General features: G+C 41.1%; 14 protein-coding genes, 1 tRNA gene and 1 pseudogene. 3 read left to right on the top strand and 13 right to left on the bottom strand.

What is annotated here, in order from left to right:
- Positions 1 to 43: 43 nt before the first annotated feature.
- Positions 44 to 730 carry a deoxynucleoside kinase gene (locus tag GOP56_RS00295; protein WP_035318867.1) on the bottom strand — a complete coding sequence of 229 codons (687 nt, stop codon included), beginning with the start codon at positions 728 to 730 and terminating at the stop codon, positions 44 to 46.
- A 10-nt stretch (positions 731 to 740) separates the two neighbouring features.
- Positions 741 to 1379, bottom strand: a complete 639-nt coding sequence (locus GOP56_RS00290) for a deoxynucleoside kinase (protein ID WP_003338140.1) — start codon at positions 1377 to 1379, stop codon at positions 741 to 743.
- Between the two features lie 180 nt (positions 1380 to 1559).
- On the opposite strand from GOP56_RS00290, the pseudogene cysK reads away from it, so the two are divergent.
- A pseudogene (gene cysK, locus GOP56_RS00285) lies at positions 1560 to 2485 on the top strand (cysteine synthase A).
- A gap of 84 nt (positions 2486 to 2569) precedes the next feature.
- On the opposite strand, the gene splB reads toward cysK, so the two are convergent.
- The 6 genes from splB to GOP56_RS00250 all read right to left on the bottom strand — a co-directional run bounded on the left by splB (position 2570) and on the right by GOP56_RS00250 (position 8358).
- Positions 2570 to 3679 (bottom strand): spore photoproduct lyase, encoded by a 1110-nt coding sequence (gene splB / locus GOP56_RS00280; RefSeq protein ID WP_003338142.1) that lies wholly within the window; start codon positions 3677 to 3679, stop codon positions 2570 to 2572.
- Positions 3680 to 3746: 67 nt separating this feature from the next.
- The gene (locus GOP56_RS00275; RefSeq protein ID WP_163244178.1) at positions 3747 to 3959 is read right to left on the bottom strand and encodes an SPOR domain-containing protein; all 213 of its coding nucleotides are present in this window, start codon (positions 3957 to 3959) and stop codon (positions 3747 to 3749) included.
- A gap of 199 nt (positions 3960 to 4158) precedes the next feature.
- Positions 4159 to 4956: a bifunctional hydroxymethylpyrimidine kinase/phosphomethylpyrimidine kinase gene (gene thiD / locus GOP56_RS00270; protein ID WP_163244177.1), complete on the bottom strand. Its 798-nt coding sequence runs from the start codon at positions 4954 to 4956 to the stop codon at positions 4159 to 4161.
- An 84-nt stretch (positions 4957 to 5040) separates the two neighbouring features.
- Entirely contained in the window at positions 5041 to 5796 is a 756-nt protein-coding gene (locus tag GOP56_RS00265; RefSeq protein ID WP_163244176.1) for a hypothetical protein, read from the bottom strand.
- Between the two features lie 161 nt (positions 5797 to 5957).
- Positions 5958 to 7673, bottom strand: coding sequence for an acetate--CoA ligase (gene acsA / locus GOP56_RS00260; protein ID WP_163244175.1), 1716 nt, complete (start codon positions 7671 to 7673; stop codon positions 5958 to 5960).
- A gap of 469 nt (positions 7674 to 8142) precedes the next feature.
- Entirely contained in the window at positions 8143 to 8358 is a 216-nt protein-coding gene (locus GOP56_RS00250) for a YozQ family protein (RefSeq protein WP_003343740.1), read from the bottom strand.
- A gap of 149 nt (positions 8359 to 8507) precedes the next feature.
- On the opposite strand from GOP56_RS00250, the gene GOP56_RS00245 reads away from it, so the two are divergent.
- On the top strand, positions 8508 to 9995 hold the full coding sequence (locus GOP56_RS00245; protein WP_003338150.1) for a S8 family peptidase: 1488 nt from the start codon (positions 8508 to 8510) through the stop codon (positions 9993 to 9995).
- A gap of 27 nt (positions 9996 to 10022) precedes the next feature.
- A complete protein-coding gene (locus GOP56_RS00240) occupies positions 10023 to 10625 on the top strand; it encodes an NAD(P)H-dependent oxidoreductase (RefSeq protein ID WP_254068530.1) in 603 nt (200 codons plus the stop codon).
- A gap of 320 nt (positions 10626 to 10945) precedes the next feature.
- On the opposite strand, the gene GOP56_RS00235 is transcribed toward GOP56_RS00240, so the two are convergent.
- The 5 genes from GOP56_RS00235 to GOP56_RS00215 all read right to left on the bottom strand — a co-directional run bounded on the left by GOP56_RS00235 (position 10946) and on the right by GOP56_RS00215 (position 14884).
- Positions 10946 to 11449, bottom strand: coding sequence for a DUF3907 family protein (locus tag GOP56_RS00235; protein WP_003338152.1), 504 nt, complete (start codon positions 11447 to 11449; stop codon positions 10946 to 10948).
- Positions 11450 to 11532: 83 nt separating this feature from the next.
- The gene (locus GOP56_RS00230; protein ID WP_003338153.1) at positions 11533 to 12714 is read right to left on the bottom strand and encodes an ABC transporter permease; all 1182 of its coding nucleotides are present in this window, start codon (positions 12712 to 12714) and stop codon (positions 11533 to 11535) included.
- A complete protein-coding gene (locus GOP56_RS00225; RefSeq protein ID WP_003343734.1) occupies positions 12707 to 13903 on the bottom strand; it encodes an HlyD family secretion protein in 1197 nt (398 codons plus the stop codon). Before GOP56_RS00225 ends, GOP56_RS00230 begins: the two co-directional genes overlap by 8 nt.
- Before the next feature lie 23 nt (positions 13904 to 13926).
- The gene (locus GOP56_RS00220) at positions 13927 to 14502 is read right to left on the bottom strand and encodes a TetR/AcrR family transcriptional regulator (protein ID WP_003338155.1); all 576 of its coding nucleotides are present in this window, start codon (positions 14500 to 14502) and stop codon (positions 13927 to 13929) included.
- Between the two features lie 293 nt (positions 14503 to 14795).
- Positions 14796 to 14884: transfer RNA gene (locus GOP56_RS00215), tRNA-Ser, on the bottom strand.
- Positions 14885 to 15042 lie beyond the last annotated feature (158 nt).

Raw genomic sequence — 15042 nt, 5'->3', positions numbered from 1 at the left:
ACGACGGCTTTGCTTATTCTGTTCAGCAAAGCCGTCGGAACAACTAGCGTCGGTAATGACGAGCTGTATTAATTTTATCAGACAAACGTGCTAATACAACCTCTACAGAGTTGATATCATCCATCACGTCGTATTCATTGATATTAACACGCAATACCGGACAAGATGTAAAATTAGTAATCCACTCGTCATACCTAGCATACAGATCCTTCCAGTAACTAAGCGGAGTTTGTTGTTCCATTGGTCGACCGCGTTCCTGAATGCGATCAATGATATCCTCAAAGCTACCCTCTAAAGAAATCAGCACATCTGGATGCGGAAAATAAGGTGTCATCACCATTGCTTCAAATAATTGAGTATACGTCTGATAATCCTCATCTGTCATATTTCCCTGATCATGCAGCATTTTAGCAAAGATGCCTGTATCTTCATAAATAGAACGGTCCTGCACAAATCCACCACCGTAGTCAAAGATACGTTTTTGTTCCTTAAAGCGTTCAGCAAGGAAAAAGATTTGTAAATGAAAACCCCACCGCGATAAATCATCATAAAATCGATCCAAATAAGGATTATTGTCTACTTTTTCATAAGAAACACGGAATCCAAGCAATTCAGCTAGCGCTTTCGTAAACGTTGATTTGCCTACACCCACCATTCCAGCAATGGTAATAACCGCATCACTTGGAATTTGATACTTTTCACGCAATTCATTTGTTTGAAAAACCGACATGATATACTCCTTATCGCTGTTTAGTTAGATTGTTAGGTAAAAATTGTGCGACACGCTTTATAACATAGTCCAAATCTTCTGGTTGGTGTACATAATCTAGTTGATCACATTCGATAGTCAATACAGGGATTGTTGGATGCATCAATTGAAATTGGTGCATAAATTCCTCATAATCCGAGATTAAATTCTCCATATAAGACCGTTCAATCATTTGTTCCATCCCTCGACCACGTAGTGCAATCCGTTGCATCGCCGTTTCGACAGAAGCTTTTAAATAAATAACTAAATTAGCTTGAGGAATATCACTAGTCAGGATGCCATAAATTTGCTGGTACTTTGGCAAATTATCTTCACTCAATGTCCGTTTAGCAAATATTGTATTCTTAAAAATATTATAATCAGCCACAACAGAGTACCCATTATGTAGCCGTTTTGCTATATCTTGTAATTGTTTATAGCGATTGCAAAGAAAGAACATCTCAGTCTGGAAGCTCCATTCCGAAATATTCTCGTAGAACTTGTCCAAAAATGGATTCTCGTACACAATCTCTTCCAAAAGCTCCAAGCCCCACTGCTTGCTAATCGCCTTTGACAAAGAGGTTTTCCCTACCCCAATCGGGCCTTCCACTGTAATAAAAATGGATTTCATGCGTATCTGTACCCCTCCCAGTAAGACCAAAACGAATATCATTTTACCATGTGAAACGATCATTTGTCGAAAGGAAAAACATACTGAAGTAGGCAGCCAATTATTATACACACAATTCCGATATGTTATGATGTAATTAACAAGAAACAATGAAAATAAAGCCACAGGGAGGAATCGAACATGCGTGTTGCTCAAACCATGGCTGATTTAATCGGTCACACTCCGATAGTCCAGCTGCAACGATTGATAAGTCAAGACATGGCACAGGTCTTTGTAAAATTAGAAAAATACAACCCGAGCGGCAGTGTTAAAGACCGAGCGGCCTACCATATGCTTGTACAAGCAGAAAAGGCAGGCAAGCTTTTAGTCGGTTCTACCGTCATTGAACCAACCAGCGGCAATACAGGCATCGGTTTAGCAATGGCATGTGCCGCTAAAGGATACCGTTGCATAATTGTTATGCCAGATACAATGACCCGCGAACGCATTCAACTGTTACGTGCTTATGGAGCTGAGATCATTCTCACCCCTGGCGACGAAAAAATGCCGGGTGCCATTCGCAAAGCTACGGAATTAGCCGCTAGTATTTCAAACAGCTTTATGCCTATGCAGTTCGAGAATGCCTCAAATCCAGATATTCATCGGCATACCACTGCTTTAGAAATAATCGAACAGATGGGAAGCTCACTTGATGGATTTGTGGCAACGGCAGGTACAGGCGGAACCATTACTGGATGCGGTGAGGTATTACGTCAGCATTACAAAGATCTGCACATAGCTGTAGTAGAACCATCTGGATCACCAGTATTAGCAGGTGGAAAGCCAGGTCCCCATCAAATTGTAGGCACAAGTCCAGGCTTTATTCCTCCCATTCTGAATCAGCAAGTATACGATGAAATCATTCATATAACCGATGAGCAAGCTATTGAAACGACACGCAAGCTTGCTTCACAAGAGGCAATCCTAGTCGGACCCTCTTCCGGTGCAGCAGTTTATGCAGCCTTGCAGGTAGCCAAACAATTAGGCCCCGAAAAAAAGTACTTGCTATTTGTGCAGACAGTGGAGAACGCTATCTGTCTAGTAATTTATTTTCATTCCTACCATAAATTTAGGTTATATAAACATGTCACTGTACATACAAAAAGATCATGCGAGACGATATCCGCACGATCTTTTTTGTTACTAAAAGGTCAGGTAAAATATTCAATCTTAGCATCCGGAAAGAGCCTTGCAATCTCTTTTTGCATATGTGTCTTTAATGCATTGGCTTGAATATCAGGATAGACATACTTACCTTTCCCATACTTTCCCCATTTGTATTTTCGTTCTTCCTCATTCATGATTAATTTTGTTTTTGGGTATCTCTTTAGAATGAGGCCTTTAGCTATTTTCGTAAATCGGTGCTGTATCAATTCAAAAGTGATATCCTTTTTTGCTTCATCATCTAGTCGTGAGCTGAGACGTTCCAATAAATCTGTATATCCTGCTTCCCAGCCAGCAAACCAGTACAGTGGTGCAATAATAAAACCGAGCGGATAACCAGCCATCGAGACCTTTCCCGCTGCCTCAATTCGCTGTTCAAAGGAAGAGGTTCCCGGTTCAAAATTTCGTATGACATAATCTGCATTCATGCTAAACCGAAAACGAGTATGCTTGTTATGCTTTGCATCCAGTAAGGAGTCAACCTGATGGAACTTAGTCACGAAGCGCAAGCGCCCCAATGGCTGCTTTCCCATAAATTCAATCGCTTTTTTTAGATTTCCTGTTAGATGCTCAATATTGATCGGATCTGATGTACAAGCCGCTTCAAATCGAGTTATCTCTGGTACTCGCTCCTGAATATATGCTTCGGCCTTTGCTAAAATTTCGTCTGTATTAACATAGACGCGAACATATGGCTTTGTACCTACATTTGTATTTAGATAGCAATAATGACAGTGTGCAGCACACCCCGTCGCCAGAGGAAGCGCATATTCAGCAGACGGCTTTGACTGTTCGAATTTAAGCGTTTTTTTGACGCCAACCACCAAAGTACGTTTGGCATTGCGGTATTGTTGCAGTTCCGTATCCCCCGGAATTCCACGCACCTGATTGTGACTTGTGGTCATTTTAATAGGAATATCGGATTTCTGGTATTTCTCATACAATTGTTTCCCAAGTGGAAAGGAAAGCGCATCTGGTTCAAAATAAACCAAATCAGGCTCAAAGTATCGAGTTGGGCCTGTTGTGCCATTCCCCCCTGTCTGATTTCCAAAGACCTGCTTTGCAGTGGATGGTCTTTCCAGCACCTGAGTAGTCATGCTATCCCTCCTCTTACTACTAGCATTTCCGTGTTACATGCATCAGTAGCAAGGGGAATACTGGGTATTATAATTGCATCTCTTTTTTCATAGTATGAAGCACCTGCAATGCTCTGTCTTTTTCTCCAATAGGAACCTGGACATTATAAATGAAGGTGGCTCCGCTCTTTTTGGACGTAATTCTACTTCGGATATGAGCCAGTTTTAATCTCTGCCGATAATCCTCAGCTGCTCTCGGTAAACCATACGACTGGTGTATACTTACCCATTTAACCCACATGAAGCATTACTCCTTCCTTAATTAACGAAAACGCTTACATCTATAGATATTGCTATTCAAGAAAAGGTAAAAAACCAGAATAGTTATTCTACTATCATATGCGTCCTGTCTAATAAAGCACCTCTCCCGTTAAAAATTATCTACATGATTTTGTGAAATCGCGATCAGCTAACGAGAGAGGTTTTCCATAAGAGGTAACTTAGAGTGGGAGCTGAACCCAGTGGTTTGTTGGCCCATGACCAGAGCCAAGATTTGGTGCCGTTTGAATAGCCATTACGATAAATTGCTGTGCGGTATGAAAAGCGGTTACAGCATCAGCTCCTTTAGCTAATTCGGCTGTAAGGCATGCTGAGAATGTACAACCTGTTCCATGAGTATGTCGAGTGTTAATTCGTACATGCTCAACTTCATGAAAATATTGACCATCAAATAATAGATCAGTCAGTTGGTGATCAAGCATATGACCACCTTTCATTACTACGTGTGCTACTCCATATTCGTGGAGATATTTTGCTGCTTCCTTCATATCAGCTACATTTTGAATCGTTCTCCCTACTAAAACCTCAGCTTCCGGTAAATTAGGAGTAATCATATGAGCTTGGGGGAGAAGCTGAGTCAAAAGCGCTTGAATCGCTTCATCCTGAAGTAACTTGGCACCGCCTTTAGCCACCATAACCGGATCAATTACCAATTTGGTTGCTTGATGCTTGCGAAGTTGTTCCCCTACCGCTTGAATAATTGGAGCAGTAGCTAGCATGCCTGTCTTAACAGCATCAGCAGGCAAATCATCTAATACGACTCTGATTTGATCAGCAACAAACTCTGGGGTCATTACATGAACACCGTGAACACCCTGTGTATTTTGAGCGGTAATAGCAGTAAGAGCACTGGTGCCATAAACTCCTCTTTGATGGAAGGTTTTAAGATCAGCCTGTATTCCAGCCCCACCGCCACTATCGGAACCTGCAATTGTCATAGCTATAGATGGTTTCTTCACTCCGATCCCCCGCTCTATGTATCAATCTTCTGTCTATTCCCATTTAGTATAACAGAAGAAAGCTATACAACCCAACTGTCAGGTTTAGCCGCCTACTGATTTTCGTCGCTGCTTTCTCTTAATTTGGTACACGATCCAAGCCGGATGCTTGCGAGCCATTTTATAAAGAGACAACTGGCGTACAAATAATAAAAATAATAACGCTGTGACAAACAGAAGCAATACCATGCTAATCTGTCTTGTTGTTGCGAAAGGTAAAACAAATAAGACAGCTAATGGAGACAAAATAATAAGCGCCGCATTTGTAAAATGTTTTTCTCTTTTCCTTGCTTCTTCTGCTGTTATTTTTTTCTTGTAAGAACATTCGCGTTGCTGAACGAATAGGAGTAAGCGCCACTTGCCAGCCGTAGCTATTTCCAGACCAGCTCCTATATAAATAACGCCAAGCATGGCGTACATCCACCACTCTTTAACATGAAAAAAGATATGTATAAGCTTGCCGGAAATAAATAATAAATCAACCGACGTCAGAAAACCGTAATAGGCATAGAACAGTAGGCTTAAAACCTGCCTTCGATGCTCATATGGTTGAATAGAGATCCAGATTCCCATAACAATCGTAATAAAATGTAAGGCAATCAAAGGATAGGTAACTACTCTAGGATGAACAGGGTCTAGTTGCAATGCAAACCAAATAACAAAGATATGGAGCAATAAAATAGCCGTGTACATCGCTCTCGAATGAACAAATGGTATAGCAATAACGGGATGACTCTCTGGTTTTGTCTGTTTTTTGTCTGTTTCAGGGGGCAGGCTCTGCTTGATGAGGTTTACTTTCACACGGATTTACCTACTCTCTTTATATGATAAGTATTTATAATAAAAGTAGGCGAAGATAGCTCTATTTTGCAAGTAATTTTTCTCTAGAAACCTGAATTTTCATTTATATCTGAAAATAAACAAGCAGCCGATTTCATTCGACCGCTTGTTGGCATTTGCCTTTAGTCTTCCATTGTAGATAAATCTCCGGTCGGTAGCCCCAGCTCCCACGCTTTAAGCACTCGACGCATGATTTTACCAGAACGGGTTTTTGGAAGCTTATCACGGAACTCAATCTCACGAGGTGCTGCATGTGCTGCTAATCCTTCTTTGACAAATCGCTTAATGTCATCCATCAGCTCATCACTGGCCTCATACCCGTCACGCAGAGCAATAAAGGCCTTAATTACTTCTCCACGCACAGGATCAGGTTTCCCAATAACTCCAGCTTCAGCAACAGCAGGGTGTTCAACCAATTTACTTTCGACTTCAAATGGGCCAACGCGTTCACCAGAAGTATTGATTACATCGTCAATACGCCCCTGGAACCAGAAATAGCCTTCCTCATCCTTATAAGCAGAATCGCCTGAAATATACCATCCAGGTATAAAAAAATACTCTTCATACTTGGCGAGATTTTTCCAGATAGCTCGCATCATAGACGGCCAGCCTGCTTTAATAGCCAAATTTCCCATGCGATTGGGCGGTAGTTCATTTCCTTGATTATCCAGAATGGTCGCATAGACGCCCGGTACTGGTTTACCCATGGAACCTGGCTTAATCGACATACTTGGATAATTGGATATTAATTGCCCACCTGTTTCTGTCATCCACCAGTTATCATGGATACGTTTTTCAAAAACCTTCATACCCCAATACACAACCTCAGGATTAAGCGGCTCGCCTACACTCAAGATATGACGTAAAGAGGTAAGATCGTATTTTTGAACTAATTCATCCCCCGCTCCCATCAGCATGCGAAAAGCAGTTGGTGCACTATACCAGACGGTAATTTTATTTTTTTCCAGCGTTTTATACCAGTCATCTGGTGTGAAGCGGCCACCGCGGACAACATTGGTTACACCATTGAGCCAAGGCGAAAAGATACCATAAGATGTCCCAGTCACCCAGCCTGGGTCGGCGGTACACCAGTATACATCATCATCTTTTAAATCCAGTACCCATTTTCCTGTTTGGTAATGCTGAATCATTGCATTATGCACATGCAATACGCCCTTTGGTTTTCCAGTAGAACCTGATGTATAGTGTAAAATCATTCCGTCTTCTCGATCTAGCCAAACCATATCGAATTCATCGGAAGCTTGTTCCATTTGTTTCTCGTAGCTTACTTGTCCGTCAGATACCTCTCCCTTCGCTCCCACTACAATAACATGCTTGAGATGAGATAGCTCCTTAACTGGAATACGCGGTAGTAAGGTAGGAGTTGTCACAATAGCTACTGCTTCACTATCTGCTAGTCGATCTCGAACAGCCGCCTCCATAAAGGCTTCAAATAACGGGCCTACAATAGCCCCATTCTTTAAAATCCCCAATAAGCTTACATAAAGCTCTGGAGTACGTGGCATGAAAATAAATACGCGATCTCCTTTATTTACTCCCAAATCATGAAGAACATTAGCAAAACGGTTGGAAAGCCTGCTTAATTCAGCATAGGTATAGCTTTCTTCTCGTGTAGAATCACTATAGACAAGCGCTACTTTATCTTTCTTTTCTGAATGAGCATGACGATCAATAGCCTCATAGGACATGTTAACCTTGCCTGTCTCGTACCAACTGAATTGTTTCTCTACATCTTCCCATTGAAAGGCTTCATAAGTGCGATCGTAATCTTTAAGGTTACTATTTTCATGGGTTGCTGGAATGCTTTCAACTTTCATATTCTTCACTCTCCGATTCTCTAGGTTCATGTACTGAGAAGACTTTCCGACATACATATTTCTCCAAGTACGAATCAATTCCTCTTAACCTTTTGATTATTCTAACATTTTAGATAAATCAACGCTACCCATGATTAAAGCACCAATTGTCATGACGGGAAGTTCTAGTTTCTTACCTCATTCCCCTGTGATGATTAGGTTACACACCCCACTTTATTTAGGTGAGAAGGAGCCAAAATGTCCTCCTACCATGAATTTTGGCTTTGGAAAGGTAGAACATATGGAGCAAGCTCAAGACCAATCCATTTTATCAATCCCTAAACGGATCAATAGCAGCTAAACGAAATACTCCTATCTATGGGTATGTAAGCAGTATCTTTTTACAGTGGTGGCTTTAGCTATAATTTACCAATAGGTAAGATAGGCATCCCCTAAAAATCATGGAACGATTAGGAGATGCCTGTATTTTTTACTCTGTTCGGACGCTTGCCTCACTATCCTCTTCACGGATGTTTGTCCCGTCAACAGTCCCCAGCGCATAGGAATCACTTACCTGCTCATGCGTCACGGCTAACCCTTTACTTTGTATGTCATTACTTTGGTAATCATTGATATCATATGATTTTGTAGCGTACTGATCACTTGAAGCCTGCTTATTGTTACTCTTATTGTTTTGCTTTTCCACCTTCCATACCTCCTTATATCATTTACCGTTCCTCTTCTATTTTGCTTTGTCCCTTTTATTTTTAACCATTTGGCTCCACTAAGATTTTCCGTCATAAAGAACGGGGAAACGTACAGGCTAAAGATAATCTAATGTGGGGAGGAGTTTACGTGAAAACCATCTTTACACTATTATTTGTTGGCCTTTTAGCAGGTGTTTTGTTTACGGGAAGTCACTGGCTCACTCCGGGAAAACAAATGCCGCAAGCAGTGAAATCCCCTACCTCACGAACTTTAGAAAACAAAAAAGAACCGCCTGCTGTAACCCAAGATAAAGTGCGGGTTCCCAAAATTAACTATGTTGAGCAAGTCCGGGACATGCGCCGAGATATGGAGCGTCGACAGCATATCAAGACCATTCATCACAACAAAAAGGATAAGAGCCATTATGTTGACCGAGAGGTAGTCGTTCACTTCACTCCCCGTCCTTCCAATCAAGATTTACAAAAAATGCTACGCAAGGTTGACGGATATGTAAAACGGGACTTTAAAAAGGCAATGATTATCAAATCCCGCACGCTATCTACTGAACAGCTGATGAGGTATTTTGCTGAACATCCAGATTCTGTGTATGCTGAACCCAATTATTTACTGCTGCCAAATAAACAACCTAATGATACCTACTACAAACGCTATCAATGGAATCTTAACCAGCTAGGTATGGAACAAAGCTGGGAAATTACTGAAGGCTCCAGTCAGGTCATTGTAGCCGTGGTAGATACAGGGGTTGACTTGACCCATCCTGAGTTCAAAGGGAAATTGGTGAATGGATACAATGTATTAAACACGAATAAGCGTCCACAAGACGATAATGGTCATGGAACGCACGTAGCGGGAATTATCGCCGCCCGTACCAATAATAAGGATGGGATCGCCGGTATCTCTTGGAAAAGTAAGATTATGCCTATTAAAGCAATTGGAGCAGATGGTAGTGGTAGTGCTATCGACATTGCTCAGGGAATCGAGTGGGCTGTTGACCATGGAGCTTCAATTATTAATTTAAGTGTGGGAAATTATGTGTCCTCCGCAGCCTTAAAGGCAGCATGTACGTATGCCTTTCAAAATGATGTAGTACTTGTAGCTGCCACTGGAAACGATGCAAGCGAGCAACCAAGCTTTCCAGCTGCTTTTCCAGAGGTAATTGGGGTTTCAGCCGTCGATCAGGATGAGAATCTAGCAGACTTCTCTAATTATGGAAAAACGGTTAGTGTCGTTGCCCCAGGAGTAGATATTCCTAGTACCTATATCTACAAAGACTATGCGGCACTCTCAGGCACGTCGATGGCTTGCCCTCATGTCGCAGCGGTGGCCAGTTTAATTCGTTCTGTTAATCCTTCTCTTAGCAATAAACAGGTCAGACAAATTCTAGAAAAGACAGCAACAGACTTAGGCGCACCAGGTCGGGATTCATTATATGGGTACGGATATATCAATGTAAAAAAAGCGCTACAGGAAAGTCAAGTGGGACAAGAAACAGCACCTCTAATTTCTCCCGCGGCTACGCCTTCCACTGAACAGGCTCCAGTTTCTGGCTTTCAGCGTTTTTTAGAGTTACTGCTGGGTCGCTATCTACAATCATTTCGTACCCACCAGCAATAAGGTATATCCCCATATAAAAGGAGGACGATGTTATTGAAAGCCGTCATTTTGTTTGCTCATCCTGGAACGAAAAGCTTTAATCACGCTATCTTACAGCAAGTGACAGAGAGCCTGCATAAGCATGGTATCACCCCAATCTTACGTAATTTGTATGAACAAAAATTTTCACCCATTTTTTCTCCCGCTGATATGCAGGCATTGGAATCAGAGCAAGTGCCAAAAGCCATCGAAGAGGAACAAACCATTTTATCGGAATCTGATCTATTGATTATGATTCATCCTGTTTGGTGGTGGTCACAGCCAGCCATTTTGAAAGGCTACATTGATCGTATCTTTTCAGACGGGTTTGCTTTTAAATATGAAAAAAATGGACCTGTTGGTTTGTTAACGGGGAAACAAGCCCTAGTTTTTACAACTACGCGAGAATCACAGCAGGAAATGCAGGCAAGCGGTCTAGATGAGGTTGTTAAAAAACAGGTCGTAGATGGTATTTTACGATTCTCAGGATTTGAACCAGTTATCTATCATAATTTTGCAGAAGTACCATATGTGGAGGAAGCTATTCGAGAAACCTATCTACAACAGGTAGGTCAAGCGATTGCTTCGTTAAAACTTCCCGTACTGATGTAGACCCTATGTAAAAATAGGCTTTCCTCAAATGGACTAGATGTTGTCTTACATGCAACAGTTCCATTAAAATTTTTGGAAAGCCTATTTTTTATAAGGAGAAATCAATTCATTTTGTAAAATTTTGTAACAGGTCACAAAAAAGTCAAAAAATTTGACACTTTTCTTTCATATACTCCCTTTTAATTTTCTGATTTATTCGTATAATAGAAAAAGAAAGCATACAACATATTAGCAGAGAAAAAAGAGACCCTTCAAAATGAAAGGTCTCCACCCAGATATAATGCCGTTATAAAATAAATACTTGTAAACCCATTCTCCTGTTAATTGCTCGGTTGCATCCGCTTTTTCGTAATGTAATCTGTTTCGTAGTACTGCAATTCATCACGTAGAGGCTCAAAAATTCGAGATAATCCTAATGTTAGGCTCTCTAGTTCAGGAGTAACCTCTTTGCGGAAAATAATGCAGTCTTGCCCTGTGTACGAGTACCTGCCATCCTCATCGTAAACCTCGCCTTTGGGATAGTAAAAATTAATTACACAGGTGTGGTACACCTGATAGAGGGCTTCTTCGGCAAACTCCTCGTTAAAGCGAGCACGCCGAAGACAGATTCCCAACTTCTCATAGGCATTCTCTGCATAAACCAACAAGCGACGTAAATCAGAAAGATAGCTACCATAGTAAGCTTCATACTCCTCAGCATCTCCAGATCTTTCAATCAAATCTGCTAAAGTAGTTTGATTTAGGAATCTCTCCACTTCTATGCTAACCTTCTTCAACCGCATAAAGGTATCTTCGCATAACTGTTTTACATGAGCGTCTGACATAGAGAATCCTCCTTAGGGCAACAGATATTAAGATTTACGTTTATTGTAAAAAAACTGCCCCGGAGTTACAAGAAGTTTTTATTTTATAACACAGTTTCTGAATTAGATTGATAGTTTTTTCTAGTATATTTCTTTTGATACATGTACGTAACAAATGCCACAAATAGCGCCACGACAACCATAAAGAGCAATATAAGATTATCGGTGCTAACAAATTCCCAGCCGTGTCCTTTACTGATAATTTCTCGTACGGAATGTAGGAAATATGTGAGCGGCAAGGATTTTGCTATGATCGCAATCGCTGTTGGCATAGAAGTAATTGGCCAAGTCCATCCAGATAGCATAAATGATGGTACTGCGATTAGCATAGCTGTTTGTGTCGCTTGTAGCATATTGGAAGAGAAAAACGAGATAGCAAATCCAATAGACACGACTGCTAGATTGAAAATAAATCCGCTAAGGAAAAGTAAGCTCAAGCTTCCATAGTACGTAACAGCAAAAAATTTAAAGATCAGTACATAGGTTAGCAAAAAGTTAAACATGGCAAGGATCATATGAGTCGTTATTTTACTTAACGCAATTTTGACAAACCCATTTCCGTTTAAGGTATCCATCCAAGTTCCTTCTTCTTTTTGGCGAGTTACGCTTAAAGAAACACTCAAGAATGCTACCTGCTGCAAAACAGTTCCGGCCAACCCAAAGATCATAAATGCCAGATAGTTAAAGGTTGGGTTATGCAGAATACGATAGCGATAGTCAATCCCTGTCGCAAAGTTTGTTGCCGCACTGCCCCATTCACCTTTCGCCTCTAACTTTTTTAACGTCACTCCACCAGAGATTGTTTTCACTAGAGAGCTCGCAGCGCGAACAGAGGTATTGGAAACCATCATGTTACTTCCATCAATCAGATTTAAAATCTCTGTTGGCTTACCCAATTTGGCATTGACGGTCAAGCCCTTGGGAATGATAAATCCAACCTGCGCCTCTTCATAAGTCATCAGATGTTGTAACTCTTCTTCTGTTGTAACTACATTTGTTACTGAAAACGTTTGATCATTATCAATCGCTCTAATCAATTCTCTTGTTAATTCTGTTTGGTCCAGGTCTGCTACCACTGTCGGTATTTCCATCACGCGTTTTTCCTGATACAAATATCCAAACATGAGCATATAGACACACGGAACAAGAAACACAATATTACGTATCGTTTTATTCGTATAAATGGATCGCCATTCGTCAGCAACTAATTGCAAAAAGCTATTCACGAGCGCCAGCCCCTTTTAGGTGCCATTCGACAGTAAAGCCAGGGCGTACATCAATATCCTCCACTTGCAATTTCACTTGGAATGCTCGCAAATCACGGGAGTTTAGCTCCTGTGTTGCTTTCTTCGTTGCAAAATCTGCTGCTGGTGCCACCATTTGTACAGTCGCATTTACTTCCTTATTTAAGCTTGGGACAAACAATGTAGTTTTCTCGCCTACTTTTATGTTGCCAAGCTGGTTTTCATCCACATACATTTTTACAAATTTATCGTTCTCTACTTGAATTGTCATGATGGAAGAGCCTTGTGCTACAAGTTCCCCTTTTTGTGAGGAAATAGATTTTACAATACCGCTAACAGGTGCAATCATTTGTGTATTGCGCAAGTATGCCTCTGCTTCATCCAAAGCACCTTTTGCTTGTTTTACGCCTGCTTCTGCTGATTTTACATCAGATTCGCGCAATCCTACCTGACCAAGCCCAGCAATTGCATTCTGGTATGCTGCATTCGCTTGGTTTACTTGAGCTGTAAGTGCTTCAATCTGTTCTGGTCGAGCACCTTTTTGCGCCATGTTTAATTGCTCTTGTGTTGCCGTATATTCAGCGGAGTATTTTTCAAATTCAGCCTGAGATTCTTCCAATTTAATTTTTGGAATAGCCCCTTCTTTTAATAAATCCTCCATGCGTTTCATGTTCGTCTGAGCCAAGTTGCGAGCTGTTTTAGTTGCCTGAAGCTTTCCTTTTAGCTGCGCAATCTCTTCTGGACGAGCCCCGTTTTTGTTGGCTTGCAAATTAGCTTGAGCTGCTTGCAAAGCTGCCTGAGCCTGCTTTACCGTAGCATCGCTTGATCCGCTGGTAACGGAAACTCCTTTTTTAGCCTGCTCCAATTTCGCTTGAGCTAATTGGTACGCTGCTGCTGCCTGATCGCGTTTTGCTGCAATCTCAGCGCTTCCCAGCACAGCTAAGAGTTGACCTTCAACTACTTTGTCGCCCTCTTTAACATCAATCTTGTCAATGGTTCCTGGAACCTTGAAGGCTAAATCTACCTCGGTTCCTTCTACAACAGCAGTTACTTGTTTCGCGGAACCTCCGGCATAACTATTTTTTTCAGAAAAAAGTAAGTATCCACCTAAAAGTACGATAGCTGCTAAGAACCCAACCAAACCAACCATCATCTTTTTATTCTCTCTCATAACCTTCCACTCCAATTCGCAATTTAAGCGAGTCCCAGAGCTCCTTTAAATAGAATGAGTAATGTATCTCTGGTCTCTAGCGTATAAACTGGCTCATTGCGGAACATCTTGCGAAGAACCACAAACCCAATACTCCCAAACAAAGCGGATACCACTGTCTGCGTTTCCATATCGCTTTTTATAAAGCCTTGTTCCTGCATGTTTGCCAGGTATTTCTCCATTAAAGAAAAATAATTACCTAATAATGTTCGAACCATATTATCCCGTGTTATATCTCCTGAGGAGAAACTTAACAGCAATAAACAAAACTCACTGTTATCCGAAAAGAAGCGCAAATGCTCATCTAGTACGTGTAAAAGACGTTCCTGTGGCGTTAAGCTGCTATCTTCCGTCGCCCCTTTGACGGACTCCATCAGCATTTCCACTCCCTTTTGATTTACATAATAGAATAACTCCTCCTTTGTCTTAAAGTGATAATACAACGTACCCTTAGCTACCTGGGCAAATTCTGCAATCGTATCCATCGTTGTATCCGTATACCCATATTGGGCAAAAGCTTGCAGGGCACTTTCATAAATTAAATCCTTCTTTTTACTCATTAATATGTACCCCCATATAAACTGACCAGTCAGTACAGAGATTAGTGTACTCTGCTTTTTGATGACCGTCAAGGTATTTTTGGAAAAAAGTGATTACTCATTCATATTTCATTGGTGTGATCTTCGTTATGTACTCTATTTACATTATTGATACCCGTAATCTTACTGCTTCAAACGATTGCAGCCTAAGACAGATTATCCATCCCCTAGCAACTTGTTCTAGTCGTAGCCTATTGTTTTTATGAAAGTAAAAAAGCCGATGAACAAGTCATCGGCTTCCCATGTAAGCAATATGGCGGAGGGAGAGGGATTCGAACCCCCGTGACGTTGCCGCCTAACGGTTTTCAAGACCGCCCCGTTATGACCACTTCGGTATCCCTCCATATAATAGCTGATAATCATTATGTATGAAATAATTTCGTCCTGCGAAATACATCAGCAAGGATTATTATACTAGAGCATATGTAAAAAGACAAGTATTTTTTTATTATTTTTTTCTAAAATGATTGCAACGTTTGTATCCGTTCACCAGATTGTGTA

The sequence above is a fragment of the Brevibacillus sp. 7WMA2 genome, from assembly GCF_010748895.1.
GTDB classification, from domain to species: Bacteria; Bacillota; Bacilli; order Brevibacillales; family Brevibacillaceae; genus Brevibacillus_B; species Brevibacillus_B halotolerans.
The sequence above is the reverse complement of the archived record's forward strand: the minus strand, read 5'-3'. Positions and strand labels throughout refer to the sequence as shown.